The following is a 25,784-nucleotide window of genomic DNA, read 5'->3' on the forward strand; positions in this document are numbered from 1 at the left end:
GCCGGGTTTGCCCCGGCGCAAGCCAGACCTTTCTCGGATGATGTAAATAATCACCGAGTATTGATTGTTTACACGGTGATTGACTTCACGAAATAACAGGCGGATCGGTTGATCATTCTCTTTTGCAGCTGTGATATCGCGGGCGATCTTATGATTACTGGCGAAGATCTCTTCTGGCCACTTCCCGTTTAGCAGCAATAGCCGATAGCTCATTTGATGCCATTATAAGCAAAGATTTGGATGGCAATATAGTGAGCTGGAATCGGGCTGCCGAACGGTTCTTCGGATATTCCGCCGAGGAAATCGTCTCAACAGAGATACAGCTATGCGATTGCTGCAAATGTCCAACGGCCTTGGAAAGCGGGATTGCGTCGCGGTTGGAGACCCTTTGAAACGTAGACGAAACAGGCATTTAATAGGAATTGTCGACATCTGCGCTACAACCGAAATCGGCGAAAATCCATGCGAGCCAGTCGCTTTGCGACTTCCCGAGCGGAAACTCCTGCTAGCGATGACAATCTCGTCACCACAGCCGATGGCCGCAAGATAAAGAGAATATCGGCGTTCAGAGTCGGATCGCCGGAAAACCTCAGCTCAGATTGTGGAGATCGGTAGTTATCGCCGGACCGATCGAAAACTCGGAGAAGTTGACGGTCAGACCGCTACGCTCCGGTGTGCAGGCTGTCGGTCCCACCTGATATTGTGTCGCGATCGGGAATGGTGCCAGCCGCAGCAGCGGCCAGAATTTGCTGTCTCGCGAGGCCTGGATGCGCATTGCGCCATTGATGACGGTGACGCGGATGTGGAAATCCTCAAGTTCCTTGAACGGCTCCGATACGGACCAGTCCGATTTGCCGTCGGTGATGACTGTCGAAAGGAAAGGCTCTCCGTCAGTAAACTCGACACCACTTTTGACCCACTTCGTGTCGTCGATCCGAACCATCAGACCGGCCTGATCGTAAAGCGTGTGATATTCACCGCGAATACGGATCGTGGCGGTGAAGCTGTCGCCAGCGGTAAAGCCGAGGAAATGACCGCTGTCGCGTGTGAAACCGTAATAGGTCTCGCGCCAGAAATCTGTCTTGGCGTCCGTCGTTATGGTCAAGCCACTTTCGTCGGCTTTCCAGGATCGCGGTTCGTTCAGCCAGATACCACTATTGAAATCGATGCTCATCAGTGTATTCCCGTTTTCCGGCCGCCCAATCTATAGGCGGCGATGGCGTTGAGGTGATAGAAGCGCTCAGCAATACGAGGATTGGTCTCGGCTAGCCTCCAGTGCTTGTGATGCACGGCGACGATGATCAGATCGTACCCTACGCCGATTCAGCGCCGTTGTCGGCACAGCTTTTGCAGAACGGGACACTGAAAACCTACGAAGGCTTCCACACGGGATGCCAACGACTCATGCTGAGATCATCAACTCGGACCTTCTTGCTTTTTTCCGGACGTGAGCGGGACTGGACGGCGGCAAGGACGGAATTGGCAAAGGAAAGTAAGTTATCGACGCTTTGGTGTTGGTAAAGGCGATTGAGTCCGGCGATCAGTTGTCCCGCCAATTTTTGAGCCCCGTTGTCCCTTGGCACGGGAGTTGGGATCACCTCTTTCAGGAACGCTTTCTTGCGCGACCTTTAAGTCATGCCGGGAAATGACCTCGCGAAGGTGATGGGCAAGGCGCCTGTAATGATCGGCCGTTCGTAGCGAAATATCTTCCTTGTCACCGGTACGCGACTTCCGGAACGCTTTTCAGTCCCTGTTTCCAGTCGGAGTATGCGTTCTTCGTGCTCCTGCACAGACCGGCGTAGCCTTTCGATAAACTCGCTGTAAAGCGTTCCCATTCGTCGACGCCTTCTTTAAACAAGCGGGCACGATAAAGAATGTTTAAAACACCTTCAACACTATGTCCGGCAATAGACTGCGCGTTTTCAAACAGAACTTCAAAGCATTGCGAGACCTGTGGATGGATTCATCGCATAACAGTGCTGAAAAATCTTGGCCATAGCTGCTCATTGCCGCTAGACGATTGCAATCCCTGCGAGTGACATCCGCCTGTGCTGCGGTTCGCTTGCATGTCTTCCAGAAAGGCGGATGGGGCATTTCCCGCGGCGCGAGGGCGAAAGATCCCGCAGTGACGACTCGTAAATCGAGCATACTAGCTGCAACCGAGGCGCCTTCAGCCGCGTCGTTCGGGTTCCAATATCGCGATAGACGAGCAATCGGGCTAGGGGAGGTCTCCTCGCATTGCCCATCCCGAATGGAACGGCGCTGCCGGGTAGGTCAACCGGATGGGCTGGTGTCATCGGTAGAATTCATCTCTGACCGGATCAAGTCAGTCGAGGTAGCTTAGTGTTTTAGCTGAGCGTTTGTGAAAAACAAAAAAGGTGAGCCTCGGCTCACCAGTTTGGCTCGATATACCGCAGGAAACGGGGAACCTGCAGCGAGTGAATGAGAAAAAACAGTGCCCAACGCTCTTAGAGGGGGAAGCCGATGTGATTGCTGTCAGTTTCCTCATCAACATCCATAATCTGCAATATTACATCCGATTCATCAATCCAGGGCTGACAGGCTCGTGGTTCGCGACGTGGTGTTGGGTGGTTGCGTCCCGTCGCTTGCCGCTTGCACTCTGCGCTCAACTCATCGTTGCCGAAACAATTTTCGGCCTCGGCTACAGATTCATGTTTGAGGGCCGATTTCCATCTCTGGCCGAAGCAATGGGGGCGACTTTGCAATTCGCCGGCGTCTGCTCCGCCATCGCAGTTTTCGGTAGGCCACCCGCTCTCCCTGTCTTGCAACACAAGCAATCACGAGCCGAAGGACTTGAATGACCGAAAGGGGGGGCAGCCGACCGACTGCTTTCATACTCTGATCAGGGAAGTACTATTGAAAAAAGCGAGCCACAACAGGGTTTAAACGGATTGTAGGCCTCTACGCTACAATCGAAAATGCCTTAAATTCGTCTATTGTCGGCATTTTCAAAGGAAGGTTTCCTGACAGGTTTTGTAACTGTACAAATGCCGAATCCTCAGTAAGGATAGTCAAGTTCTACCTGTTGGGAGGTGGGTTCGATCCCGTTTGGGCCTATCACCTGGTTTACCGTTTTAATAATGGAGACCGGCGGGGCGTAAGGGTGCAGAATGAATGGCTACTATGAATGTGTCGCTACCGGACCCAACGAAAGATTGGGTCGAAGCCCGGGCAAAGACCGGGCACGCTAACCGCGACAACCGCCTGTTCTGAATTATTAGACGATTGATTTGCCACGTCCGTACTTTCCGCAGGAACAGGTGCCGAACCAGCGGTGATTATAAAGACTATCGGAAGTTCAATTTTCTATAGATCGGTGAATGCAAAGACCGAAAGCTCCCTCTTCAGACTGGAACCACTTGGTTCTGACGTGCGTCAGCTATAACGGTCGGAATAAGGGGGGCACTCCAGGAGCACCTCCCTCGTTCATTCAGCAACGATAAAGACTAGGAATTAAACCGTCATTTTTGAATACATGTTGAGACGGTGTCTTTTGTACACTCGTCGAGGCCCGTGAAGACCGGATCTTCAACGGGTTTTCCTTCTATAAGATCAATCATTACGGATGGTGCTTTGTAGCCCATCTCGAATGGACGCTGACCAACCAAAGCGGTTACCAAGCCCTCACCCGCAATAGCAACCTCATCTCCGATAGTATCTGCAGCCGATATGACGAAGTCGTTACTCGCAATCCTGTCTTTCAATGGCCGAACCAGGTCCCGGTAAGGTTGCGGCGCGCCGAACAACGGCCAGCCACCTTCAATCGCAAAAGCATCCAGATCCGGATTTGCGGCAAGGATGTCCGTCATTGCCTGAACACCTTTAGCTCCATCATCGTTGGTAAATACCGGGCAGCCAGCGACTTCAGTCCAGCCGCCTTGCCCCTTCAACTCTTTCGCGCCTTTTTCCCCGGTTAGAGCATCGCGGGTACCCTGGGCACGGCGCAAAATGTTGTCAGCGCCAGGATTACCCTCGATCAGGCATATTTTTCCCCCGTTTGGCTTCGCCTTCTTTATGTACTCACCGATCTTAAATCCCATAAGGTAGTTGTCTGTACCAAGATATGTCTTTCTCAAAGCGGAGTCTTCAGCAGCAAGATCTGCATCCAGGGTCATTATGGGTATTGTGGGGCTTGCCGTTTTCAGAGTCTGTGCGATCAGCTTGGCATTTGAAGGCGAAATTGCCATCGCCACGGTGTCAGATTTGCCAAGCATATCCTGTACAATCTGGGCTTCCCCCGCCTCATCAGAGGTAGACGCTGGCCCCGTGTAAAAACACTCGTATTCTGAATTGGCATTTTCACTATTCCATTTCTGGCAGCCCTGGTTGATTGCCTCGAAAAATGGGTTGTCCAAACCTTTTACGACGATCACCAGTTGTTTTTTTGCCAAAGCGGGCACGACGTTAAGGGCCAGTGCAGCCGCAGCAATAAGTAATAGCGATTTTTTCATTAGTTCCTCCCTTTAGTACGTTGAATGATCCACGATACTCTGTGTCGGAGTGGGCGAGCGGGCATGTGTTCGCACGATATTTTCTGGACTCGATCAAACCAGATACGTCTGTGTCAGAAGATAAAGCAGAGTGTTTTTTATATGCGAGAAATTGCCTGCGCTTGTCCAAGGCCGGCGCGAACTCCCACTCGGCCTGCCAAATTCTCCTCCCTCAGCCAGCTAATAACGATCTGAGTGAGCCGTCAATCTTTATTTATCGTATAAAATGACTTTTGAGCCATTCGTAGATTGACGCTTATCTCGTGGTTTGCATAGATGTCGTTGTTGGCTGTTCTCGGGAGGAGACCAGGCGGAACACCTGCGACTTGCGAAAACGATCCGTTTAATCGGGCCAGCGGTCGATAGGAAAGGGGAGGTGGAGCAGTGGCAGTTCTCGAACTTGCAAACGTCTCACGACATTTCGGTGCTATTCAAGCCGTCAACGATATATCTCTTACCATTGAACCGGGTGAGGTCGTCGGTCTCATGGGCGACAATGGGGCCGGCAAGTCGACTTTGGTGAAAATGATTGCGGGCAATTTTCGACCGAGCGAAGGAGTGATGCGGATGGATGGGCAGGAGCTCATTCTGAACCGCCCGGTAGACGCGCGTCGGCATGGTATTGAAATTGTCCATCAGGATCTGGCGCTTTGTGACAACCTTACAGCTGCTGCCAATGTATTCCTTGGTCGCGAGTTGCGCCGGGGCGTATGGCCTTTGCGTATACTGGACTATGCCGCGATGTACCGGCGTGCCGGACAAATATTTGCTGAACTGAAGTCGGAAACGCGGCCGCGGGATCTGGTCAAACAGATGTCCGGAGGACAAAGGCAGGCGGTAGCAATTGCTCGAACACGACTATCCGATGCCAGGCTCGTTCTCATGGATGAGCCAACGGCCGCGATTTCAGTTCGACAGGTCGCTGAAGTACTCAACTTGATCAGGCATTTACGAGATCAGGGCATAGCCGTGGTTCTCATCAGCCATCGCATGCCCGATGTATTCACCGTTGCCGACCGCGTAATCGTTATGCGGCGTGGTCGAAAAGTTGCGGACAAAGCAATAAAGGCGAGTTCGCCTGAAGAAGTAACGGGGCTCATCACCGGGGCAATTGAACAAGCTGCGTAAAGCGATGTTCATGTAGCTGAAGGAACGGACGTCATCATGGCTACCACGCTTGACCAAACGATTGAACAAAAACAGGAAAGTTGGCTTTCCGCGAAACTGGGCAGCCAGACCTTCTGGGTTCTCGCAGCAGTAGTGTTAGCCTGCATTTTTCTTTCATTTGCTACAGATTCCTTTGCAACATCAAAGAACCTCTACAATATCACGCGAAACGTGACGTTTGTGGCAATCATCGCACTCGGGATGACGCTCGTTATTATCACAGGCGGCATTGATCTATCTGTTGGATCTGTCCTTTGCCTTTGCAGCATGGTGCTGGGCGTGGTTATGCATGCTGGCTATAGCATTGAAGTGGGCATCATTGCGTCAATTGCAACCGCGCTCGTCATTGGTGCTTTCCATGGTGTTCTGATTGCGTACCTAGGGATGCCGCCGTTTGTTGTTACGCTTGGCATGCTATCGATCGCCCGCAGTCTGGCAATGGTCGCTTCAGGCAATACGGTGGTATTTGAATTCGGACCGGATCAGGCAAAACTCCTTTCCCTTGGCGGTGGGGCATGGTTTTTCGGCATTGCAAATCCGGTCTTGTACATGATTGTACTGGCATTGCTGACTGGTTTTATTTTGCGATGGACCCGGTTCGGCCGGCATATCTATGCCATTGGTGGAAATGAGCATGCCGCTACATTGACTGGCGTTCCCGTCCGCCCGATCAAGGTTGCGGTTTACATGATATCATCACTGTCAGCCGGCATTGCAGGTATTATTCAAACTGGATGGCTCGGCGCGATAACGACAAACATTGGTTCAGGCCTGGAGTTGCAGGTTATTGCAGCGGCAGTGATCGGTGGTGCAGCCCTGGCCGGAGGCGTTGGCACTGCCTTCGGCGCATTGGTGGGGGCAGCTTTGATTGAAATCATTCGCAACAGTCTCGGCTTGCTCGGTATCAACGCTTTTTGGCAGGGTTGTTTTATAGGGGGGGCAATCTTGGTGGCAGTGCTGTTCGACCGGCTGCGTAAGTTCCGGCAAAATCAATAAGGAAGTCAAAGTATGAGTAAACGGATTGTTTTCACAGGCGGTACAGGAAAGGCCGGTCGTCACGTCGTACAATATTTGGCTGACAAGGGCTACGACATCTTGAACGTGGATCTGACGCCGTTAGATCATCCCGGCGTGAACACACTGGTGGCGAACATCACTGACAGCGGGCAAATGTTCAATGCCTTGTCCAGCCATTTCGGATTCGATGGCTTTGAAAGTGGCAAAGGTCCGGCACCAGTCGATGCTGTGGTTCACTTTGCCGCTGTGCCACGGGTCCTGATCAGACCCGATAACGAGACCTTTCAGATCAACACTATGGGAACCTATAACGTTATCGAAGCAGCTGTTAAGCTTGGCATACGAAAGATCGTTATTGCGTCGAGCGAGACGACCTATGGTGTATGCTTCGCCGAAGGTGACAAGGATTTTCATCATTTTCCACTTGAGGAAGATTACGACGTTGATCCCATGGACAGTTATGGCCTGTCAAAACTCGTTAATGAAAACACGGCACGAGCATTCGCCGCACGATACGGTGCCGATATTTATGCACTCCGGATAGGCAACGTTATCGAACCTCACGAGTATAAATTGTTCCCGGATTTCTTGGCCAGGCCAATGTCGCGCAAACGAAACGCGTGGAGTTATATTGACGCTCGCGATCTTGGCCAGATTGTGGATTTGGCGATACGCAAAGACGGTTTGGGCTTTCAGGTTTTTAATGCCGTGAACGACACGATTACGGCTTTGCTTCCAACGCGTGAGTTTCTTCAGCGGTATTGCCCTGGCACAACGCTGCGCCGTGAACTGGGTGAGTTTGAGGCGCCTTTATCCAACCGGAAAACGCGGGAAGTCCTGGGTTTCAAAGAGAATTTTAACTGGCGAGACCTAGTGCCTGAATTGGAACTGTAGCTTGGGACGCCTGGTCGTCTTTTGTGCGATTAAGATTACCGCACGTTTTGTGCGGCCGGGTCGCATTGATTCACCCAAGCAATAAACTGGGTGGAGCGCCGCAGGGCAAAAAAATTACTGAGGGCCGTTGACACATTCAAAATTATTTCGAACTGTCGAACCCTTATTTTTTTTCCGACCCTTGCCTCATACAATAACCCGTAGCGGCGACGGTTCTTTCACGGCAACCGCTAACGGTTGCCGTGACAGTTTTAGGCCGGGATGGTCAGGATCGTTGATGCTGCTGGATCAAATCTTGAGGCGACCAACATGCTTGAGAGTGTCTGAATGTCTTTTGCACGGAATCGGCTGCGCCGCTCCGCACGAACGCCGTGCCTATCGATGAATGGGGTCCTTCCACAGGATGCCTTCCGGTTTTTCCACCGTTTCAATATCAAGATTGACGACAACGGGATCCTGGCCGGAGCGCACGAGCACGCATTCGAGTGTCTCGTCTTCACTCGCATTGATTTCCTGGTGCGGCACAAAGGGCGGAACATAGATGAAATCGCCAGGCCCGGCTTCCGCGGTAAACTCGAGATGGTTACCCCAGCGCATGCGAGCCTTGCCCTTGACGACATAAATGATGCTTTCAAGATCGCCGTGGTGATGGGCGCCGGTTTTGGCATTGGCATGGATTGTTACCGTTCCAGCCCAGATTTTCTCCGCACCAGCCCGCGCGTTGTTGATGGCCGTCGCGCGGTTCATGCCGGGCGTCTGGGCCGTATTGGGGTCCAACTGGTTGCCAGGAATGACCTTGACACCGTTGTCGCGCCAGTCAACCTCTTGATGGGGGTGTTTGTGACCGTGCGCATGGTCATGATGCTGGGAGTGATTGTGGTCCTTTGACAATGTCATTTTCTCGATCAAGATGGTTTAAGCGGCAGCAGATACGCAAAGTAGGTCCACGGTTTTGATGTCTTCAGGCTAGTCCGGACAAGCCAGACTTGACCGAAACTGGCAAGGCGGACCGAACCTGCCCGGTAGCTTATATTAGCATGAAATTCTAACGCAGGGGGTTCACCTTTCGCAACCGCAATTTCTGACCGCCGTAAAACCGGTTCGCTTGCCTGGACATGCGTGAGATCAGATCTCGCGTTGCAAGCCATCTGGGACTGACTGTGTTCGACGATGTATGGCTTCTGACGATATAGTGCGAAACCAAAACAGATTTCCGCAATCTACGTGTCGATCGCATTGAGAAAGCCGAGCCTATCGGACGGCGTTTTCGGCCGGAAGCAGGTATGCGTTTTGAGGGCTATCTAAAAATATTACCCTGACTCCAATCGAGTTTCATCATCGCACGCATCACAGTCATCTACCGTAGATCTGTGCCCCTTTGATGTTAAGGGGCCATCCTCTGTTCTTCGAGCATGAATCGGACTTCTTGAGACAGGGCACCTTAGATCACCGACACGACTTTTTTCCATGTAGGTTATAGTTATTTTCAGGCGAGCTATCGCCGAAGGCGGGATTCTGATGAAGGGAAGAGATCGATGGAATTGTTTGACCTTAAAGGACAAGTTGCGATGGTGACGGGTTCGGGCAGCGGCATCGGCCAGGCTATCGCGATTGGTTTGGCCGAGGCTGGGGCCGACATAGCATGCTTTGGCCATCTCTCAAACGGCGGTTTGGATGGAACGGCGGATAAAATTCGCGCTTTTGGCCGCCGAGCGTTAACGCTCGAAGGCACCGTAACCTCTGCCGCGGACCTGGAGGGGGCGGTCGATCTGATAGAGAACGAACTTGGCTGTTTGACGGTTGCCGTCAACAATGCGGGTATTGGTGCTGGCGGAGATGCCGAGACGCTTCCACTGGAGAACTGGCAACGGGTCTATGATGTAAATGTAACGGGTGTTTTTTTGTGCTGCCAGGCGCAAGCTCGCGTAATGCTTCCCCGAAAGAGGGGCTCCATCATTAACATTGCTTCAATGTCAGGCTCGATAGTCAATCGTGACTTGAAACAAGCCGACTACAACTCATCCAAGGCTGCGGTTATCCACCTGTCAAAGAGCTTGGCAATGGAATGGATTGACCGAGGTGTCCGGGTCAATTCGATTAGCCCTGGCTACACGCTGACACCGATGAATCGGCGGGCTGAAGTCGCTGATCAGATGAAAATATTCGAACGGGACACTCCCATGGGCCGCCTGGCAGCTCCCGAGGAAATGGTCGGTCCTGCCGTATTCCTTTCAAGCCGGGCTTCTTCATTCGTAACTGGCATCGATCTCGTCGTGGATGGCGGTTTTATGTGTTGGTAGCCGCGCGCAGAGCGACCGTCCGGTGGCCACACGAACTGTTCGTGCTAAGTCGAACGTTAGGTCTTGGGAACATGCCCGCACCAAAGTATCGTTCCGATATTGCGAACCAGTCAGCGTGATCTGACCCCGTAACGATCTGCTTAAGAGGCGCAGGACGTCCGAGATAATAGCCCTGCGCTTCGTCGCAGCCCTCGGTGTTCAGGAGTGTGAACAGACACCCTAAGCTTTAAAAGCATTAAACAGTTGAATACGGCATTAGAAGTTCGATTCCGCTCAAGACCAAGGCGTAACCTTACAGTGTACTGGCCCCATAAATATCCTTACAGTCAGTCACACTAAGCTGCCGAACCAAATCATATTGCTAATGCAGGACCTTGGCTCTCACTTGACAGAAAATCCGTCATAAAATGAAGTTGCTGCGATTATAGATATGCACGAAACCCATTTTCGCTAAATTGGCGTTCGAGATGTTGGCCTTTTCGGCCGATGGCACTTCGGTCTCGACCACGAAAGTCGACACGCCACGGTCTGCGCCTTCTTCTAGGCGAGCTTGAATCAAGGCTTTCTGCGCACCCCGGTTTCGAAAGCTCGGCACGGTCGTTCCACCGCCGAGCCACGCAAAGGATCCTGAAGCGAACATTGCTCCTGTTCCCACGGGCGTGTCTCCATCCAACGCGTAGAAACAAGACCATCCGTCGCGCCCAACGATCGCTGCCCATAGAGCGGTGAGGCTTTCCGGAAAGCCAAAACCGGCACACATCATGGCGCCGAATACCTCGGCTTCGTCGGGCTGAACTTTTCGTGTGTTCACGGCGCCTGACGATGGAAGAGAGACCGCGTCCGTGGATCGCCGCAGCTTCGCCCACCCAGGACCATAGGCAACCAACCCTTTCGTCTCGATCCACCGTGTCAGCTTGTCCGATGCAGTGTCGGTATTGACCTGTAAGAACCGGTTCCCCGTCCTTTCCCTCATCCAGTTGTAGGCTCCGTCGAAATCTTCATGTTTGGTGAGGTCAAGGATACGGTTGAGGCCGATCGCAGGCGCGCTCGGTAGTGAGATCGTACATCCGCCATTCATGGAAACGCATGCGAATCGCTCCTCGTCCGCCAATCGGCCGCGGGCGGCCTTATGCAGATCAATGAAAGCCTTGGCCTCAATGGCGTCCTCCTGCGTAAGGCAGGGCTGATCAGAAGAACAAGAATCCAAGAGAGTACTCCAAAGGCAGACACTTCGTCGAAAGCAGATAACAGAACTGTCGGATTAAAAATAGAACAATTCCATCGGCGAATCCTGCACGCCCGTCTGGGCGAGAAATGCCGTTGACGAGGATTTGCGCCGGCTTTGGCGTTGAGTGATTTTAAGCGAGCTAGACGATCTTCCAATACCATCGAAGATCTGCGAAGAAGCCTGGCAACCTTCATCTTGAGCCAGCCCGCGGTGCAACATGTCTCCATATGCCTTGAAAACTGGCCAGTGCGGTATATCGTTCAATTTATTATGAATTGTGAGAGCAGGATGTCACACCATCTCGGGTTCCAGACATTGTCGAAACAGACCGCTTTCCAGTTTGGAGATTTCCGTTTTCTCCCAGAAGCTCAATCCCTCCTGTACAAGGGGCAACCCGTCGGCCTCGGTGGGCGAGGTTTCGACATTCTGACCCTGCTCGTGGCGCGGGCGGGCGAGGTTGTCAGCAAAGCTGATCTGTTTGCGCATGTATGGCCAGATTATATCGTCCACGACCATAACCTGAAGGTCAATGTCGGCAACCTTCGACGCTCGCTGGCCGAACTTGATCCTTCCATGGAGTACATCGTAACCATTGCTGGGCGAGGTTACAAGTTCGTCGCCGCCTTGGAAAGCGATCGCCCGGCGCTAGCCCGGCAAGTGGTTGCCAGTGCAAGCCATCATATCGCGGCACCCCAGGTTAGGCCGCTCCTCGGCCGCGACGACGCGACCCGGCAGATCTCGGAAAAGCTCGATCAAGCGGGTTACGTCACCATCGTCGGGCCAGGCGGCGCGGGAAAAACCTCTCTTGCGGTCACGGTTGCTGAGCAATCCTGCGGGGCAAACGAAGCCATCGCCTTTGCGGATCTCTCGACGCTGAGCGACCCGCGATTTGTGGTGCCAGCGATCGCGTCTGCCCTCGGCGTGTCGCTGGGGTTTGACGATCCCATCGCAGGCGTGATCGACGTCCTTCGCCACAACCGGCTGCTTCTCATCATCGACAATTGCGAGCACGTTATCGCGATGGCCGCGACGATCGTTGAGCGGATATCCGCGGACGTTCCTTCGGCGCGGATCATTGCGACCAGCCGCGAGCCGTTACGGACGCGGCACGAGCAGATCCATTTTCTCTCAGGATTGGCTTATCCGCACCAGACGACGACACTGTCCATCAGCGACGCGCTACAGTTTCCGGCAATCCAGCTGTTCATTTCAAAGGCGTACGGTTCAGGCGATACAAAGCCTACTGATGAATATGTCCGCAGTGTTGTTTCGATCTGCTCACGGCTGGACGGCTTGGCACTCGCCATCGAACTGGCCGCCGGTACGGCCAGCGTTCTTGCACCCTCGGCGCTCGATGACCTCTTCAGGGATGGCTTTCATACGATGAACCGGGGAGCAAGGGATGCACCCTTGCGCCACCAATCCTTAGAAGCGACGCTCGACTGGAGCTATCGACTTCTTCCTGACCGTGAGGCGGTCTTGCTCGGTCTGCTCTCGGTATTTTCCGGCCGTTTCAACGCCGACGACGTGGAGGCGATGTATTCCGCCGGCGCCCTGGAGCCGATTACCGGGCGGGACGCACTGTCGCAGCTCGTGGCAAAGTCGCTGGTATCAGCGGAATACGACGGCGGGACTGTGCATTACAGACTTGCCGAAAGTACGGGTGCCTATGCCGCGCGTCGTCTGTCAGGTTCCCTCTACAGAGAGAAGGCAAGACGGCATTTCGCCGTTCGAACAAAGGACAAGCTGCAGATCGCCGAACGGGAATGGTCGTCGCAGACGTCTCGCGAATGGCTCGGCAAATATCGGAGGCAGATCGACGACGTTCGCGCGGCCATCGGCTGGGCGTTTGATCCCGCAGGCGATGCGGCTTTGGGTGTCGAACTGGTGGTCGCTGCCTTGCCGCTGTGGCAAGAACTATCGGCATTTAGGGAAATGCTGGAGGCCATCGACCTTGCCGGGTCAAACAGTGCTGCCCTCATGGCGCTCGCGCCACTGGGCCGAGCCAAGCTCTCGACGGCGCGGGCCTGGGCCATGACACTGGCGCGCCACATGCACCCGCAAACCGATGATGTTTGGCGCGAAAGCATCTTTCATGCGAACGGGTCGCGCGACGCGGAATTTCAAATACGATCGGTGTGCGGACAGGCCGTTTTTCTGGCCTATTCCGGCCGGCCCCGCACGGCATTGCGCAGCATGAACGAGTTTGCGGCAGCAAAGGCTCTGGACTGGACGACGGCGCCCGACGGCAAACGATTATTAGCGCATATCAAGATCTATGCAGGCGAGTTCAATTCGGCATCGACCCACCTGGAGGCGCTGATGGATGATTGGGGGCACCTGGAGGAGGGGCATGGCTTGTCCAGGTTCCAGGTCGATTTGCCTGCCGGTATTCGTTTCTCTCAGGCATTTCTGTCTTGGCTGCAGGGTGATTCTGATCGTGCCTCCCGGCTGGCCGGTCAGGCGATCGATCGTGCCGCCGATCTCGATCACATGATCTCCTTGGGCAATGCGATCTCGCTTGCGGCCCTTCCGATCGCTTTCGTGGAGGGTGATCTCGAAACTGCTTCGCGGCTTCAGCATCAACTGGCCGACGTCAGCCGGCGAGAAAGCGTCGGCATTTACGAGGGGACAGCCAAGTTTTTTGCGGGTGCTATCCAGTCCTCTCGAGGTGAGCAGGCAGGTTTTACCCTGATGCAAGACAGTATCAGCGGATTGCTTCGGGGGAACTGGCGTGCTCGCGTGCCCTTCTACCGGAGCCTGTTGGCGGAGGCATATCTTGCCGCAAGCGAACTGCAGCTTGCTGAGGATAGTCTGCGCGCCGTGCTTGCAGAAACTGGCATACGAGAAGAGCGTTGGTGGCATCCGGATCTTTGGCGCGTTGCGGGAATGATTGCAGCCGGAAACAGGCGGACCGACAAGGCGATGCGCTATTTCCAGACGTCATTGGATTGCGCCCGCGCAATGGGTGCAGGTGCCGCTACCAAACGGACCCAGCTTGCCATCGATGCCACGGACTTTGGTTGACCTTGCTGCATTCATCCTGGGTTCGTGCTCAATCTTTTCGTCGCAAATCGAGGCGCTCCCGCAGTGACGCATTTTCCTGCTCAAGCTGAGCGACCTTGTCCAGAAGATGTCGCGAGGCTGCCAAAAACTCGGCTTCGGTGTAACGCGGCACGATATGCTGCGGACAGTTCCAGTCGAACGCCTCGAGCTTCAACCTGAAAATACGTTCAGCCTTGGCTCCATAAGCACTATCGGTGATGGCCTCGGTAAGTACCGGATCGGCGTCAAGGGCCAGCTTCTCGGCACGGGCATAGATCTTCAGGCGGGCGCGCGCGGGGTAGTCGATCAGAAACAGGCATGTCCGATCGTTCTCTGCCAGATTGCCGGTGGTGATATATTGACGATTGCCGCGGTAATCGACGAAGGCGAGAGTGCGATCGTCGAGGACCTTGAGAAAGCCGGCAGGCCCGCCGCGATGCTGAACGTAAGGCCAGCCGGTTTCCGAAACGGAGGCCATGTAGAAGCTGTCGCGCTTTGCGATGAACGCGGTCTCCTGTGCCGTGAACCGGTCGAATTCGCGGTGTCCCTTGAAGTCGGACCAGAAATGATCCGCTCCCATTTCCGCTTGCGCCCTGCGAACTGAAGGCGTGATCGCGATATCCATAAAACCGTAACTCATATCGTATCTCCCTAAAGTGTGGTCAGTTCGCAGGGCGTTGGATGCACAAGGTACTAGATTGCCTCTCTAGCGGCCTGCTGCGCGCGGGCATAGCTCTCAGCCACGGCGGCATAGTTTGGTGCGGCAAGTCCGTAGAGCTTGCCAAGCTCGGCAGCCTCGGGACGCGCCCAGGTGCGGTGAAGTTCAGACAGCAATGCATTGGTCGATGTCGGCTTGACGCCGCCCTGCACGAAGCGGGCGAGTGAAATCCGCGAGGCCATTTCGCTCGGATCCCCCGAGGCATCGAGCACCGCATAGACGTCGTAGCCGGCAGCGCGGGCGTCGAGTGCCGGAAACATCACGCAGACACTGGTCCAGACGCCTGCCATGATGAGAGTTTTGCGGCCGGTTGCCCGAACTGTTGCGACGAAATCGTCATTGTCCCACGCGTTTACTTCCCCCTTGCGTGGCACATAGACGGCGTGCGGAGCCAATTCATGGATTTCGGGCATCAGCGGACCATTGGTGCCGGCAGGTTCCGAAGCGGTGGTGATCACCGGGATGTTCAGGAGAGTGGTGAGCCTGGCGATCATCTCCACATTCCGGCGCAGATCAGACACGGATATGTCCTTGACCGTCTGGAACAATCCCGACTGATGATCGAGAAGCAGGATCAGCGCGTCGGAGGGATCGATGAGGGCTGCGCCGCCGCCGGTCGGAAGGACGCTCGGCTTGGATTTGCTGTTGTACATGGTCATTATCCTCTTTTGGGTTTCAGTTAGCGGGTCAGGTTTCGGGCGAGGAAGTCGCGCATGACCGGGATCATTTCGTCCGCCTTGTCCTCAAGGGCGAAATGTCCGGTATCGAAAAAATAAAGCTCGGCTTTGGGCAGGTCCCGGAGGAAGGCGCGTGCGCCTTCCGGCAGGAAGATGGGATCATTTTCGCCCCACAGGATCAGGGCCGGCGGCCTATGCGCGCGGAAATAGGCGTGGAAGTCGGGGTAGAGCGCGACATTGGTCCTATAGTCGTACATGATGCCCAGCTGGATGTCCGTGCTGCCCGGGCGGTCGAGGAAGAGCTGATCGTATAACCATGCTGCCGGATCGATCCGCGTCTCATCTTTCGTGCCGGCGAGATATTGGAAACGTGTCCCGTCAAGCGATAGAAAAGGCCGCAGCGCGTCGCGGTTTACCGGGCCGTTGTCGGCCCAATAGGCCCGCGTCGACCCCCAGAAATCCCCCATGCCGTCTTCATAGGCATTGCCGTTCTGGACGATCAGGGCGGTCACTCGATCCGGATGCGCGACCGCCAGACGAAACCCGGTTGGCGCGCCATAATCCATGACATAGAGCGCGTAGCGTTCGGCGCCCAGCTGTTCGAGGAGACCGGCGATGACATCCGAGAAAGTGGCAAAGCTGTATTCGAATTCGCTGGAAGACGGCATTGCCGACAGACCGAACCCCGGAAGGTCGGGCGCGATCACATGATAGTGGTCGGAAAGCGCTGGGATGAGGTTGCGGTACATGTGCGAAGAGCTTGGAAAACCGTGCAGCAACACCACGACAGGGGCGCCTTTCTCTCCAGCCTCGCGGTAGAAAATTTCCACGCCTTCAACGCTGGTGGTTCGGTGATGGGTGACGGGCCGGGTCATTGTCCGGCACCTTCGGTCGGCGTTGCGGCCGAGGCGGCGGCTGCGATGAATGCCGCGACGTCCTGCGGGTGCGACAGCATCGCGGCGTGACTGCTGTCGATCTCGGTGATCGCAGCACTCGCACGTTTGGCCATCCGGCGCTGCGCGCTGGGCGGCACCATCCTGTCGGCGGACGCCACGAGATAGGAGCTGGGTTTGGTCTTCCAGGCTGCATGGGTGAGGGGTGCTATGACCGCTGCAAGGCCCCAGGGCAGTTGCGCCGCCGCCATGAAGCGTGTGGTCGCAAGGTCGACATCGGCGGCAAATGCTTCCGGAAAGCGGGCCGGGTCGACAACGAGGTAGCCGTCCTGCGGCGGCAGCAACGGTGCCTTCGTTTCGCCGGGCTCTTCAGGAGCTTCGTTCAGGGCCGCGACGGATTCGCCGGCATCCGGCACAAAAGCCGCGATGTAGGCCAAAGCCTGGACTTTTGGGTTGACGCCAGCCTCGGTGATGACGGCTCCACCGTAGCTGTGGCCCACCAGGAGAACCGGGTGGCGAGCCGCGGCAATAAGGCTCTCGGTCACGGCAACGTCGCCTTCAAGCGAGGTCGTCGGGTGTTGAGCGACGAGAACTTCAAAGCCGCGGTCGACAAGTTCGCCATGGACCTGTTGCCATCCGGAGCCATCGACAAACGCGCCGTGCACGAGGACGATCGAGAGGAACGGGGCACCAGCTGTCTGGGTGCCCGAAACAGGATTGGTCATGATCTTTTCCTTTGATTGGGGGAGTTGCGGGGCCGCTGGCCCCGCAGAACGGTTTGGCTATCGATCAGTTGCAAACCTTGCGGTCGAGGAAATCCCGGATGAGCGGCGCCATCACATGGAGCTTGTCTTCGAGGGCGAAATGGCCGCTGTCGAGAATGTGCATCTCGGCATTCGGGAGATCGCGAAGATAGGGGTGCGCGCCAGGTTCTGGAAAGATCTTGTCGCTCTTGCCCCAGACGATCAGCGTTGGCGGTTGGTTGTCGCGGAAGAAGGCCTGGAATCGCGGGTAAAGCGGTACATTGCTGCCGTAGTCGCCCAGGAGATCGAGCTGGATGTCCTTGTTGCCCGGCCGATCGAGCAAGGCCTGATCGACGACCCAGTTGTCGGGGCTGATATGTGAGACATCGCCCATTCCGTCGGTATACTGGAATTTCGTGGTTTCGAGCGTGACCAGACCGGCGAGCGCTTCCCGGCGTTCCGGCGTTTTCTCGGCCCAATAGGCCTTAATCGGATCCCAGAACGCGGCGAGGCCTTCGGTATAGGCGTTGCCATTCTGCACGATCAGGGTTTCAACCCGCTCGGGATGTTTGAGCGCGAGCCGGTATCCGATCGGTGCGCCGTAATCCATCACATACATGCTGTAGCGATCGGCGCCGACCTTTTCGGTCAGTTTTTCTACGATGTTGGTCAGGTTCTCGAACGTGTAGGAAAACTGGGTGTGGTCGGGTGCGTCACTCTGGCCATAGCCGGGATAGTCAGGCGCGATCACGCGGTAACGGTCTGCAAGCAGTGGAATGAGGTTGCGGAACATATGGGACGAGGTCGGGAATCCGTGCAGAAGCAGTAGCACCGGTGCGTCCTTGGGGCCGGCTTCACGATAAAAGATTTTTACGCCATCGATCGTCGTGTTTTTGTACTGAATAACGGGAACGGCTTTCGCGGCTATGACTGGGGTGTTCGGTACGCAGCGGGCTTCAGCCGCAACGGGAGAGATGGCCATGAGAAGTGCGACAGTGGCGAGCAGATGCTTTTTCATGATGCTTTCCTTTTTCCAAATTGGGTGCCGATCCACATCAGCGCCTCTGGAAAAAGGACTAGCATCGCCGGTCTTCGGACCTGGGATAAATAAGGGTAAAAAGTTGAACAGTTGGCCGTCGAAGGACTCACAATAAGCAGCGTGAATAGCTCGATCCAAACGAAAGCCGATCCGTTGAAGCAGCCTCATGGGAAGCTCTCCACGTCTGCGGTTCTTTGAACGACCGATAGCTATGACGATCAGAGAGAGTGTTTTTGCGGTAGAATCGGCGTGTTAGGTTCTTCGGTTTGCCGGTGCTGGGTTCGATTCCTGTCAAGGCTCTCATTGGAAATCACTCCCGATATGCTCTAAAGCGGGATTGTAGATCTCAGGGCACCAATCGGATTTGGTGGAAAATCGTCTATTATCGGCATTTTCAAAGGAAGGGTTGCTGACAACTTCCCTGTTTGTACGCGGCAGTAGTCTGTAGAACGTGGCGAACCCCAACAGCTGGGTCTTAAGGAAGCTTATCTGGTCAGCAGCGACGATCTGCCGGACGTTGTCTCGGTAGAAGTAGAAATGCGTGTTCAGGATACTGTTCGTACGGACTTTCGGTAAGCTAGTTGATGTATAGCCAAGCTAAGATGGCTATCGTAGGCTGCGAGCGAACCTTGCAGAAGATTGTTGGAGGTGTGTGAAGACATGAGCCTTAAGGCGAAATACGGGAACCTTACAATTGCAGCCTTCCTGATGTCATTCAGTCAGATCAATCAAAATTTTGCGGCAGATGCAAACGGATGCATACTTAAAACTGAAACAGAAAGTGATTGGCTTTTTGTAAACAACTGTAACCGCGACTTGGTTTTAGAGCTCTGCTTCGAGAAGACAATCGATTCAGCTGTTAACTGTTCGAGTGTCGCTCAAAATAATAGTGACCGACTGTATCCAGCGACGGTAGTCGAAGCGAATTCCATATTGCAGATTTTGAACATTGGCGATCGCTCTGAAATCAAGTGGGGAGCATGTTATCATAACGAAAAAGATGATCGGAATCCGGGGATACCAGAAGGCGAATGGAAGTTTACGTATCGCTGTAAAAATTCGAACGTCGACAATTAAGTCATACAAAGAAAACAACGCTCGACCCATAACGGTTCTGTCGCAAAAATTTCACTTCTGCTGAGCTATATCATCATCGGTGCGCATAATTGAGTGAGAGAAAGCAGTCACGATGCGTTCACATGACAGCAGCTTTTGACGATTTCCAGCGGGAACTCATTGTCGAAAATACCAGGGCTGGACTCGCCGCAGCAACAAACGCAGTCTCAGGGGCGGTTGACCGCGTGCACAGGATGACAAGAAAATCAAAAATGCCGAGGCGATGCTCAAAGACGCTGAAAATTATCCGTTCATTGGTGACATCATTGACCAGCTTCAGATAGGACGGACCGCCTTCTACCGATATTTTCCACCAGACCGTATCCATTAGCTCAGGAACGGAAAGGGTTAGAATCTCACGATCTTAAACCAAATATCGGCGTCAAGCTTTAGGTAGTGCACTCCCTCGCCACAAACCTGCGGAAGACTTTGGCCTTGCGTGGAAGATCCACCGCGCTTGAGTAATTCAAGTAGTAATCATAGCCGACATGGATGGAAGCCGGAAATGGCTGGACCGATCGCCCACAATTGAGATCGTCCGCAATGAGTGAGGAAAAGAAAAGGGCCGCGCCATGCCCGTCGAGCGCCATTCGGCGCAGCGCATGGGAGTCGCTTAACCGCAGGCTCCTTGCATCCGCAGGCATGGAAAGTCCGAACTTGTCAAACCAAAGTCTCCAGTGATTGAGATCGAACTCATAAAGCAAGGGAGAGTGCAACAGCCAGTCTGGGCCGCCGCCTTTTCCCATAGCCTTGAAGAAAGCAGGGCTCATGACAGGGGTAATCCTCCATAGATGGAGTGTATTGTCTTGCGTCGATTAGTCATGAACGATGAAAAATCTTGTTCGGGAAAGCACCCAAAGGTGTCAATCACGAAATCGGCGGGAAGGCGCGGCCGGATGTCCGACGACATGCCATGTCAGGCATCGGTCCAGAAAAGCGGTGACCGCTGAGACAAGGACCTCTCAAACAGATCGGCCGCCTATGTCATTCTTATAGCAGGAATGATCCCCGAAAACTGGGCATTGTGCGGGCCGCCAACGCTGCGCGAGTGATACTGCCACTCTTTCTGATCAGAATTGCAAAAATGCCTTTATTGGATGGGAATGGATGGATTAATGGATGCTGCCGTGCCATATCTGTTTTTGGATGGAAACGGATGGGTTATTGGATGCCAGCGCACGATCTCTCGAAATTGCGGATCACCCCCGAGGTTCTCTCGCTGATCGCCCAGATTGACGAATTCAAGGGAGCGTGGCGTGCCTTGGGTCGCATCGCTCCTGACCGTCTCTCCAGTTTGCGGCGGGTCGCCACGATCGAGAGCATCGGTTCGTCAACCCGTATCGAAGGCGCAAGACTGACCGACCGGGAAGTCGAAAGACTCCTTTCGAACCTGCGCATTAGTTCATTTACAAGCCGCGATGAGCAGGAGGTTGCAGGCTATGCGGAGGTGATGGAGACCATCTTTTCGGCCTTCGACACAATCCCGCTTGATGAAAATCACATCCGCCAGCTCCATCGAGACCTTCTGGCTCACTCGACCAAGGATGAGCGTCATCGGGGCAGCTGGAAGGCACTCTCCAACAATGTGGAGGCTTTCGATGAAGACGGTCGGAGCCTGGGCATCGTTTTTGAAACCTTCGAAACACCCGGCCGAATGGCCGATCTCGTAGCCTGGCATCAGGCTCAGGAGAAGGACGGTATTTTTCATCCTCTTCTCGTCATCGCGGTTTTCATCGTTGTTTTTCTGGAAATCCACCCATTTCAGGATGGCAATGGTCGCCTTTCACGGGCCCTGACCACGTTGCTGCTCCTGCGGGCGGGCTATGCTTATGTGCCCTACAGCTCTCTCGAAAGCGTCATCGAGCAGAACAAGGAGGTCTACTACCTGGCACTGCGCCGTACGCAAGGGACGATCCGCACCGATCAGCAGGATTGGAACCCCTGGGTTGAGTTCTTCCTGAGAAGCCTGCAGAAACAGAAACAACGGCTGGAGCGCAAGATCGAGCGCGAACGCATCCTGCTGGGCGACTTGCCGGAGCTTTCCGTTGCGATCCTCGAACTTGCACGTGAGCGTGGTCGTGTGACCGTGTTGGAGGCGGCCAATGCCACGGGCGCAAGCCGGAATACGGTGAAGGATCATCTGCGGGCGTTGACCGAGCAAGGAAGCCTGACCCTGCATGGCGCTGGTCGAGGTACCTGGTACGGCCTGAGCTGAACGGCAAAATGACCGGCGGATATCCGCTAACTATATCGGTGCAGACGGTAAATGCGTCACGAGGATGGGAGAAAAACTCCCAAGTGGACAGCCATGAGTCCGATTCCGCCGCGGTGGTCAATGGAGTCACCAATCCAGATATGCTCAAAAGAGTGATTGTAGAATTTAAAGAACCAATCGGATTCGCCGGAAAGTCGCCTATTATCGGCATTTTCAAAGGAAGGGTTTCCGGTACGTTCGGTAATTGAACAAAAGCCTAATCTTGAATCAGGATCTATTGGTTCAATTTTCTTCAAGGCAAAAGGGCTGGCGGCGCCGTCGATTGGCGGATGACAAGCGAGTAGTCTACCTCATAGGGGTTGGGCACGCGGTCGCCGTCGAGGAGTGCGAGTATACCCGATCAGGTAAAGCCAAACATGAGCGGTGTTTCTGGTTTGATCGTCGTCCCTGTCCGGATAACAGTCATTTTCCGGGCTGTTCTTCCCAGCAAGACGGATGACGTGAAAGTATGTTGGGTGCGTATTTTCGATGTCGAGAAGACATTGATTTAAGCACCGGTCGATTACCCCTTCGCAAAATCGCGGGCAGCTTGAATGAATGCGCTGAACGCAGCCGGCGGATTCTTCCTGCCCGGATAGTATAGGGCTAATGGCGCCAGTGGGGGAGTCCAGTCCTCGAGAACGCGCACTAGTCGCCCGGCCGCAATGTCATCGCGCACATCTGCCTCCATAACGTATCCCAGGCCCACTCCATTTTGCGCCGCTATCCTGACAAGGCTTGACTCGTCGAGAGTTATTGAGCCTTGCACATCGATCTGGACAGCGTTCCCATCCTTTTCAAATTTCCACCGAAACAAGGCGTTGTTGGGCAAGCGCGCGCGTATGCACTGAAACCGATATAGGTCGGCTGGCACCGTTGGACTGCCATGAGTGCGCAGGAAGTCTGGTGATGCGACAACGGCATTACTGCGCTTGGTACCGAGTGGCACAGCGATCATGTCGGTCGGCACCAGATCGGCCGGCCTCAAGCCCAGGTCGAACCCCGCCGCAACAATGTCAACGATCCGTCCCTCCGTGACCAGATCGATATGCACCTTAGGGTAGCGCTGCATGAACGACAATATGAGCGGTTCCATCACCTCGCGTGCTGCTGTCGCGAAGGCATTAATGCGCAATGTGCCCGTCGGAGTTTCCTGGAGCGATTGGACCGTGAGCATAGCATCGTGGATCTCAATCATTGCCGGTCCAACCCGCTCGGCAAAGGTTTTCCCCGCGTCGGTGAGCGAGACGCTACGCGTTGTACGGTTGAACAGGCGAACGCCGAGACGCTGCTCAAGCTTCGCAACGGCATTGCTTAATGCTGTGGTGGACATGCCGAGCTCGAGCGCGGCAGCCCTGAACGAGCCGAGGCGCGCGATGCTGAGAACGGCATCCAGGTCGGTAAGAACAGATCGCGCCATTGTCCCTCTTTTCGAAATTCCTCATCCTGCTTTGTCCCAGTTATCGTGTCAACCAGCTCATCCTAGATTACACCTATCGACCTCCTAGGGGGGCGGCGCCCTCAGCTGGCAGAGGCTGGAGTTAAAATTGGAGGAACCAATGACAATCAAACTTCCCAAGGCCATCGAAGCATATTTCGAGGCCGACCGGACAGGCAGCCCGCATGTGATCGCTTCTACATTCACCGAGAACGGCATCGTGAAAGATAAAGGCCTCACGTATCGAGGCCGGGATGCCATCCGCGCATGGATGGCTGATGAAGCTCAGCAATACAGCTATACGGTGGAACCGTTTTTCATTGCCACCGAAAACGGGAAAATCCAGGTGACGGCCCATGCCGTCGGCGACTTCCCGGGCAGCCCAATCGATCTGCGCTTCTTCTTCGTCCTCGCGAACGACAAGGTCACCGAACTGGAGATCACCGTATGACACAGTTTCTAACCTTGCAGGGCCGTCGTGCCCTGATCACCGGCGGGACCTCGGGCGCCGGCGCTGCAACCGTGGCGCTATTCAAGGAGCTCGGCGCCAACGTACTGACCACAGCTCGCAAGAAGCCCGCTGACTTCTCCGGAGCGGCGTTTGTCGAAGCCGATCTGACCACCAAGTCGGGGGTTAAAGCCGTCGTCGACGCGGTGCAGCGAGAACTCGGCGGCCTCGACATCCTCGTGAACGTGCTGGGCGGCTCTTCGGCCCCGTCAGGCGGCTTTGCCGTGCTCACCGACGTCGAATGGGATCAAGAGTTCAACCTCAACTTCTTCCCGGCAGTCAGACTGGATCGCGCTCTCATTCCCGGGATGATCGCTCAGGGAAGCGGTGTCGTCATCCACGTCACCTCGATCCAGAGAAGCCTTCCGCTACCCGAGGCGACGACCGCCTATGCTTCGGCCAAGGGGGCACTCAACACCTACAGCAAAAGCCTTTCCAAGGAAGTTTCTCCGAAGGGTGTACGGGTGGTGCGGGTTTCTCCCGGCTGGATCGCAAGCCCGGGATCCAATGGCCTGGCTCTGCGCATAGCCGAGCAAGCCGGTATCAGCTACGACGACGCGGTGCAGGTCATCATGAACTCGCTCGGTGGCATACCGCTCGGACGACCAGCCGCGCCGGAAGAGGTCGCCGATCTGATTGCATTCCTTGCATCGGATCGAGCAGCGTCGATTACCGGAACCGAGCACGTGATTGACGGCGGGACCGTGCCGACCGCTTGAGCATTTGGCCACCTCACGCTATTTCAGGTCAGGCGGGTGCGTCCCACCCGCCGATCTGGGAGTAGATCGCGTCACGCAAATGCCGCACGTCGCGGTTCAACGCAGCGAGTTCCGGTGGTGTCTGCGTCGAGGCTGCAAGCAAGGTATCGCTGAGGCAGCCTGCCTTATGCTGCAAGGCACGACCCTGATCTGTCAGCGCCACCAGAACCTGACGCTCGTTGCTAGCGTTGCGCGTCCGACGCACGAGCCCGGCGGCTTCCAGGCGTTTCAGAAGCGGTGTCAACGTGCTGGACTCAAGAGCTAGTCTATCGGCGATAGAAACCACGGTTTGTTCGTCTTCCGCCCAGAGAACGTTCAGGACGAGATACTGCGGATATGTCAGCCCAAGCTCGTCGAGAAGCGGCTTGTAAGCGCGCTGAACGGCGATGCCGGCGGTGTAGATCGCATAGCAAAGTTGGTCGCGCAGAGGCGGGGGATCGTTATGGCGTTTGGTCATTTTGAACTCCTGAAGACGTCCATATAATCGAACTTATCACGAAAACCAATATTGCGATAAGAATTATGTTGACGTGCAGATCAAGATGTGAAATCTAATAGATATCGCGATAAGAGTTATCGTAATTACCAAGAGGAGAAAGCCATGACACGCAAGTCCATCACCACCATTTCGGCAATCGCAACGGCAGCTTCACTGTCGGTTGCGATACCGCCAGCGAATGCTTCCGACATCATTCCAAAAGATCAATCCGTAAGAAACGTCGTTCTGGTTCACGGCGCGTTTGCGGACGGTTCCGGCTGGAAGGGTGTTTACGACAACCTGACCAAACGCGGCTATCGCGTCACCATCGTGCAGAACCCGTTGACGTCCCTTGCAGACGATGTCGCTGCAACCAAGCGGGCGCTCGAGCGACAAGATGGTCCGGTCATTCTCGTTGGTCATTCTTGGGGAGGCACGGTCATCACGGAAACTGGCATTGGTGAGAAGGTTGCGGGCCTCGTCTACGTCTCCGCTCTCTCCCCCGATGCCGGCGAGACGACGGCTCAGCAATACGAAGGATTTGCGCCCGCTTCTGAATTCGTCATCGAGACTACAAAGGATGGTTTTGGCTATGTCAGCCCAGAAAAGTTCAAAGCGGGGTTCGCACATGACGTTAGCGACGCCGATGTCGCCTTCATGAGAGACGCGCAGGTTCCGATCAACATGTCGGCGTTCGGCACCAAGCTCGAAAATGCCGCTTGGCGTACCAAGCCCAGCTGGGCCGTCATTGCTACTGAAGACAAGGCCTTCGATCAGGCGATGCTGATCCACATGGCTGAGCGCATCAATGCCAAGATCACCAAGGTATCGGCAAGCCACGCCCTGTTCATGACGCAGCCTGCGGTCATCGCCGAGACCATTGACCAGGCGGCCAAGGCTGCCTCGGCGAAAAAGCAGTGATCGACTTCGCGCCCTCGGGACGGTCGAGACCCTCCCGATGGCGTCGAGACAACCCCGTTAAACAGAACGGCAGGCCCGA

General features: G+C 55.0%; 26 protein-coding genes and 3 pseudogenes. 16 read left to right on the top strand and 13 right to left on the bottom strand.

The features are described 5' to 3' along the window. Window positions 1-173: 173 nt before the first annotated feature. Window positions 174-320: pseudogene (locus QFZ34_RS01880) on the top strand (PAS domain S-box protein); the annotation flags it as partial. Between the two features lie 269 nt (window positions 321-589). Here QFZ34_RS01880 and QFZ34_RS01885 read toward each other — a convergent pair. Continuing rightward, the gene (locus QFZ34_RS01885; RefSeq protein ID WP_307276157.1) at window positions 590-1,174 is read right to left on the bottom strand and encodes a DUF1349 domain-containing protein; all 585 of its coding nucleotides are present in this window, start codon (window positions 1,172-1,174) and stop codon (window positions 590-592) included. Between the two features lie 98 nt (window positions 1,175-1,272). Between QFZ34_RS01885 and QFZ34_RS01890 the strand changes: the two are divergent. The 3 genes and pseudogenes from QFZ34_RS01890 to QFZ34_RS01900 all read left to right on the top strand — a co-directional run. Beyond that, window positions 1,273-1,451: pseudogene (locus QFZ34_RS01890) on the top strand (alpha/beta fold hydrolase); the annotation flags it as partial. 987 nt (window positions 1,452-2,438) lie between these two features. After that, on the top strand, window positions 2,439-2,822 hold the full coding sequence (locus tag QFZ34_RS01895; RefSeq protein ID WP_307276160.1) for a DMT family transporter: 384 nt from the start codon (window positions 2,439-2,441) through the stop codon (window positions 2,820-2,822). Window positions 2,823-3,135: 313 nt separating this feature from the next. Next, window positions 3,136-3,204: pseudogene (locus QFZ34_RS01900) on the top strand (type II toxin-antitoxin system ParD family antitoxin); the annotation flags it as partial. A 278-nt stretch (window positions 3,205-3,482) separates the two neighbouring features. Here the strand turns inward: QFZ34_RS01900 and QFZ34_RS01905 are convergent. Beyond that, entirely contained in the window at window positions 3,483-4,472 is a 990-nt protein-coding gene (locus tag QFZ34_RS01905; RefSeq protein WP_307276163.1) for a substrate-binding domain-containing protein, read from the bottom strand. Window positions 4,473-4,895: 423 nt separating this feature from the next. Here QFZ34_RS01905 and QFZ34_RS01910 point away from each other — a divergent pair, with 423 nt between their 5' ends. Genes QFZ34_RS01910 through QFZ34_RS01920 form a run of 3 tightly spaced genes read left to right on the top strand, consistent with a single transcriptional unit; the run spans window position 4,896 to window position 7,589 of the window. Beyond that, window positions 4,896-5,639 carry an ATP-binding cassette domain-containing protein gene (locus QFZ34_RS01910; protein ID WP_307276166.1) on the top strand — a complete coding sequence of 248 codons (744 nt, stop codon included), beginning with the start codon at window positions 4,896-4,898 and terminating at the stop codon, window positions 5,637-5,639. Window positions 5,640-5,675: 36 nt separating this feature from the next. Continuing rightward, window positions 5,676-6,674 carry an ABC transporter permease gene (locus QFZ34_RS01915; protein WP_307276169.1) on the top strand — a complete coding sequence of 333 codons (999 nt, stop codon included), beginning with the start codon at window positions 5,676-5,678 and terminating at the stop codon, window positions 6,672-6,674. A 12-nt stretch (window positions 6,675-6,686) separates the two neighbouring features. After that, on the top strand, window positions 6,687-7,589 hold the full coding sequence (locus tag QFZ34_RS01920; RefSeq protein ID WP_307276172.1) for an NAD-dependent epimerase/dehydratase family protein: 903 nt from the start codon (window positions 6,687-6,689) through the stop codon (window positions 7,587-7,589). 375 nt (window positions 7,590-7,964) lie between these two features. On the opposite strand, the gene QFZ34_RS01925 is transcribed toward QFZ34_RS01920, so the two are convergent. Further along, a complete protein-coding gene (locus tag QFZ34_RS01925) occupies window positions 7,965-8,486 on the bottom strand; it encodes a cupin domain-containing protein (RefSeq protein WP_307276175.1) in 522 nt (173 codons plus the stop codon). A 638-nt stretch (window positions 8,487-9,124) separates the two neighbouring features. On the opposite strand from QFZ34_RS01925, the gene QFZ34_RS01930 reads away from it, so the two are divergent. Then, window positions 9,125-9,889: an SDR family oxidoreductase gene (locus QFZ34_RS01930; protein ID WP_307276178.1), complete on the top strand. Its 765-nt coding sequence runs from the start codon at window positions 9,125-9,127 to the stop codon at window positions 9,887-9,889. Between the two features lie 400 nt (window positions 9,890-10,289). Here the strand turns inward: QFZ34_RS01930 and QFZ34_RS01935 are convergent, their stop codons facing one another. Continuing rightward, entirely contained in the window at window positions 10,290-11,096 is an 807-nt protein-coding gene (locus tag QFZ34_RS01935; RefSeq protein WP_307276182.1) for a GNAT family N-acetyltransferase, read from the bottom strand. Between the two features lie 135 nt (window positions 11,097-11,231). Between QFZ34_RS01935 and QFZ34_RS01940 the strand changes: the two genes are divergently transcribed. Beyond that, complete coding sequence (locus QFZ34_RS01940; RefSeq protein WP_307276185.1) at window positions 11,232-14,144, top strand: ATP-binding protein; 2,913 nt, start codon at window positions 11,232-11,234, stop codon at window positions 14,142-14,144. Window positions 14,145-14,172: 28 nt separating this feature from the next. Here the strand turns inward: QFZ34_RS01940 and QFZ34_RS01945 are convergent, their stop codons facing one another. From QFZ34_RS01945 to QFZ34_RS01965, 5 genes are all read right to left on the bottom strand, one after another. Further along, window positions 14,173-14,802, bottom strand: coding sequence for a pyridoxamine 5'-phosphate oxidase family protein (locus QFZ34_RS01945; RefSeq protein ID WP_307276188.1), 630 nt, complete (start codon window positions 14,800-14,802; stop codon window positions 14,173-14,175). Between the two features lie 53 nt (window positions 14,803-14,855). Continuing rightward, window positions 14,856-15,533 carry an isochorismatase family protein gene (locus QFZ34_RS01950; protein WP_307276191.1) on the bottom strand — a complete coding sequence of 226 codons (678 nt, stop codon included), beginning with the start codon at window positions 15,531-15,533 and terminating at the stop codon, window positions 14,856-14,858. Between the two features lie 26 nt (window positions 15,534-15,559). Further along, window positions 15,560-16,432, bottom strand: coding sequence for an alpha/beta fold hydrolase (locus QFZ34_RS01955; RefSeq protein ID WP_307276194.1), 873 nt, complete (start codon window positions 16,430-16,432; stop codon window positions 15,560-15,562). Further along, the gene (locus tag QFZ34_RS01960) at window positions 16,429-17,175 is read right to left on the bottom strand and encodes an alpha/beta hydrolase (RefSeq protein ID WP_307276197.1); all 747 of its coding nucleotides are present in this window, start codon (window positions 17,173-17,175) and stop codon (window positions 16,429-16,431) included. The genes QFZ34_RS01955 and QFZ34_RS01960 overlap by 4 nt, the downstream gene beginning before the upstream one ends. Before the next feature lie 64 nt (window positions 17,176-17,239). Continuing rightward, window positions 17,240-18,211, bottom strand: a complete 972-nt coding sequence (locus QFZ34_RS01965; RefSeq protein WP_307276201.1) for an alpha/beta fold hydrolase — start codon at window positions 18,209-18,211, stop codon at window positions 17,240-17,242. A 681-nt stretch (window positions 18,212-18,892) separates the two neighbouring features. Between QFZ34_RS01965 and QFZ34_RS01970 the strand changes: the two genes are divergently transcribed. Next, window positions 18,893-19,309 (top strand): hypothetical protein, encoded by a 417-nt coding sequence (locus QFZ34_RS01970; protein WP_307276203.1) that lies wholly within the window; start codon window positions 18,893-18,895, stop codon window positions 19,307-19,309. A 118-nt stretch (window positions 19,310-19,427) separates the two neighbouring features. On the opposite strand, the gene QFZ34_RS01975 is transcribed toward QFZ34_RS01970, so the two are convergent. Next, the gene (locus QFZ34_RS01975; protein ID WP_307276206.1) at window positions 19,428-19,676 is read right to left on the bottom strand and encodes a hypothetical protein; all 249 of its coding nucleotides are present in this window, start codon (window positions 19,674-19,676) and stop codon (window positions 19,428-19,430) included. A gap of 61 nt (window positions 19,677-19,737) precedes the next feature. Then, on the bottom strand, window positions 19,738-20,118 hold the full coding sequence (locus QFZ34_RS01980; RefSeq protein ID WP_307276209.1) for a LysR substrate-binding domain-containing protein: 381 nt from the start codon (window positions 20,116-20,118) through the stop codon (window positions 19,738-19,740). 386 nt (window positions 20,119-20,504) lie between these two features. Between QFZ34_RS01980 and QFZ34_RS01985 the strand changes: the two genes are divergently transcribed. The 3 genes from QFZ34_RS01985 to QFZ34_RS01995 all read left to right on the top strand — a co-directional run bounded on the left by QFZ34_RS01985 (window position 20,505) and on the right by QFZ34_RS01995 (window position 22,114). Further along, on the top strand, window positions 20,505-21,563 hold the full coding sequence (locus QFZ34_RS01985) for a Fic family protein (protein ID WP_307276212.1): 1,059 nt from the start codon (window positions 20,505-20,507) through the stop codon (window positions 21,561-21,563). 8 nt (window positions 21,564-21,571) lie between these two features. Beyond that, complete coding sequence (locus QFZ34_RS01990; RefSeq protein WP_307276214.1) at window positions 21,572-21,811, top strand: hypothetical protein; 240 nt, start codon at window positions 21,572-21,574, stop codon at window positions 21,809-21,811. Between the two features lie 168 nt (window positions 21,812-21,979). Continuing rightward, on the top strand, window positions 21,980-22,114 hold the full coding sequence (locus QFZ34_RS01995; protein ID WP_307276217.1) for a hypothetical protein: 135 nt from the start codon (window positions 21,980-21,982) through the stop codon (window positions 22,112-22,114). Between the two features lie 11 nt (window positions 22,115-22,125). On the opposite strand, the gene QFZ34_RS02000 is transcribed toward QFZ34_RS01995, so the two are convergent. Continuing rightward, window positions 22,126-23,022: a LysR family transcriptional regulator gene (locus QFZ34_RS02000; protein ID WP_307276220.1), complete on the bottom strand. Its 897-nt coding sequence runs from the start codon at window positions 23,020-23,022 to the stop codon at window positions 22,126-22,128. A 139-nt stretch (window positions 23,023-23,161) separates the two neighbouring features. Between QFZ34_RS02000 and QFZ34_RS02005 the strand changes: the two genes are divergently transcribed. Together QFZ34_RS02005 and QFZ34_RS02010 are read left to right on the top strand one after the other, a co-directional pair. After that, complete coding sequence (locus tag QFZ34_RS02005; RefSeq protein ID WP_307276223.1) at window positions 23,162-23,491, top strand: nuclear transport factor 2 family protein; 330 nt, start codon at window positions 23,162-23,164, stop codon at window positions 23,489-23,491. Continuing rightward, window positions 23,488-24,267 (top strand): SDR family oxidoreductase, encoded by a 780-nt coding sequence (locus tag QFZ34_RS02010; protein WP_307276226.1) that lies wholly within the window; start codon window positions 23,488-23,490, stop codon window positions 24,265-24,267. The genes QFZ34_RS02005 and QFZ34_RS02010 overlap by 4 nt, the downstream gene beginning before the upstream one ends. Window positions 24,268-24,295: 28 nt before the next feature. On the opposite strand, the gene QFZ34_RS02015 is transcribed toward QFZ34_RS02010, so the two are convergent. Then, entirely contained in the window at window positions 24,296-24,763 is a 468-nt protein-coding gene (locus QFZ34_RS02015) for a MarR family winged helix-turn-helix transcriptional regulator (RefSeq protein ID WP_307276228.1), read from the bottom strand. 144 nt (window positions 24,764-24,907) lie between these two features. Between QFZ34_RS02015 and QFZ34_RS02020 the strand changes: the two genes are divergently transcribed. Next, on the top strand, window positions 24,908-25,705 hold the full coding sequence (locus tag QFZ34_RS02020) for an alpha/beta fold hydrolase (protein WP_307276231.1): 798 nt from the start codon (window positions 24,908-24,910) through the stop codon (window positions 25,703-25,705). Window positions 25,706-25,784 lie beyond the last annotated feature (79 nt).

Origin of the sequence: Phyllobacterium ifriqiyense (assembly GCF_030817885.1) — a bacterium.
Classification (GTDB): domain Bacteria; phylum Pseudomonadota; class Alphaproteobacteria; order Rhizobiales; family Rhizobiaceae; genus Phyllobacterium; species Phyllobacterium ifriqiyense.

Coding starts and splice junctions, on each gene's coding strand:
- QFZ34_RS01960 (WP_307276197.1), bottom strand. CDS start 17,175: ATGACCAATCCTGTTTCGGGCACCCAGACAGCTGGTGCCCCGTTCCTC.
- QFZ34_RS02020 (WP_307276231.1), top strand. CDS start 24,908: ATGACACGCAAGTCCATCACCACCATTTCGGCAATCGCAACGGCAGCT.
- QFZ34_RS02010 (WP_307276226.1), top strand. CDS start 23,488: ATGACACAGTTTCTAACCTTGCAGGGCCGTCGTGCCCTGATCACCGGC.
- QFZ34_RS02005 (WP_307276223.1), top strand. CDS start 23,162: ATGACAATCAAACTTCCCAAGGCCATCGAAGCATATTTCGAGGCCGAC.
- QFZ34_RS01990 (WP_307276214.1), top strand. CDS start 21,572: ATGACCGGCGGATATCCGCTAACTATATCGGTGCAGACGGTAAATGCG.
- QFZ34_RS01985 (WP_307276212.1), top strand. CDS start 20,505: ATGGGTTATTGGATGCCAGCGCACGATCTCTCGAAATTGCGGATCACC.
- QFZ34_RS02000 (WP_307276220.1), bottom strand. CDS start 23,022: ATGGCGCGATCTGTTCTTACCGACCTGGATGCCGTTCTCAGCATCGCG.
- QFZ34_RS01995 (WP_307276217.1), top strand. CDS start 21,980: ATGAGCGGTGTTTCTGGTTTGATCGTCGTCCCTGTCCGGATAACAGTC.
- QFZ34_RS01885 (WP_307276157.1), bottom strand. CDS start 1,174: ATGAGCATCGATTTCAATAGTGGTATCTGGCTGAACGAACCGCGATCC.
- QFZ34_RS01955 (WP_307276194.1), bottom strand. CDS start 16,432: ATGACCCGGCCCGTCACCCATCACCGAACCACCAGCGTTGAAGGCGTG.
- QFZ34_RS01925 (WP_307276175.1), bottom strand. CDS start 8,486: ATGACATTGTCAAAGGACCACAATCACTCCCAGCATCATGACCATGCG.
- QFZ34_RS01915 (WP_307276169.1), top strand. CDS start 5,676: ATGGCTACCACGCTTGACCAAACGATTGAACAAAAACAGGAAAGTTGG.
- QFZ34_RS01905 (WP_307276163.1), bottom strand. CDS start 4,472: ATGAAAAAATCGCTATTACTTATTGCTGCGGCTGCACTGGCCCTTAAC.
- QFZ34_RS01920 (WP_307276172.1), top strand. CDS start 6,687: ATGAGTAAACGGATTGTTTTCACAGGCGGTACAGGAAAGGCCGGTCGT.
- QFZ34_RS01930 (WP_307276178.1), top strand. CDS start 9,125: ATGGAATTGTTTGACCTTAAAGGACAAGTTGCGATGGTGACGGGTTCG.
- QFZ34_RS01945 (WP_307276188.1), bottom strand. CDS start 14,802: ATGAGTTACGGTTTTATGGATATCGCGATCACGCCTTCAGTTCGCAGG.
- QFZ34_RS02015 (WP_307276228.1), bottom strand. CDS start 24,763: ATGACCAAACGCCATAACGATCCCCCGCCTCTGCGCGACCAACTTTGC.
- QFZ34_RS01975 (WP_307276206.1), bottom strand. CDS start 19,676: ATGGATACGGTCTGGTGGAAAATATCGGTAGAAGGCGGTCCGTCCTAT.
- QFZ34_RS01965 (WP_307276201.1), bottom strand. CDS start 18,211: ATGAAAAAGCATCTGCTCGCCACTGTCGCACTTCTCATGGCCATCTCT.
- QFZ34_RS01950 (WP_307276191.1), bottom strand. CDS start 15,533: ATGTACAACAGCAAATCCAAGCCGAGCGTCCTTCCGACCGGCGGCGGC.
- QFZ34_RS01980 (WP_307276209.1), bottom strand. CDS start 20,118: ATGAGCCCTGCTTTCTTCAAGGCTATGGGAAAAGGCGGCGGCCCAGAC.
- QFZ34_RS01970 (WP_307276203.1), top strand. CDS start 18,893: ATGAGCCTTAAGGCGAAATACGGGAACCTTACAATTGCAGCCTTCCTG.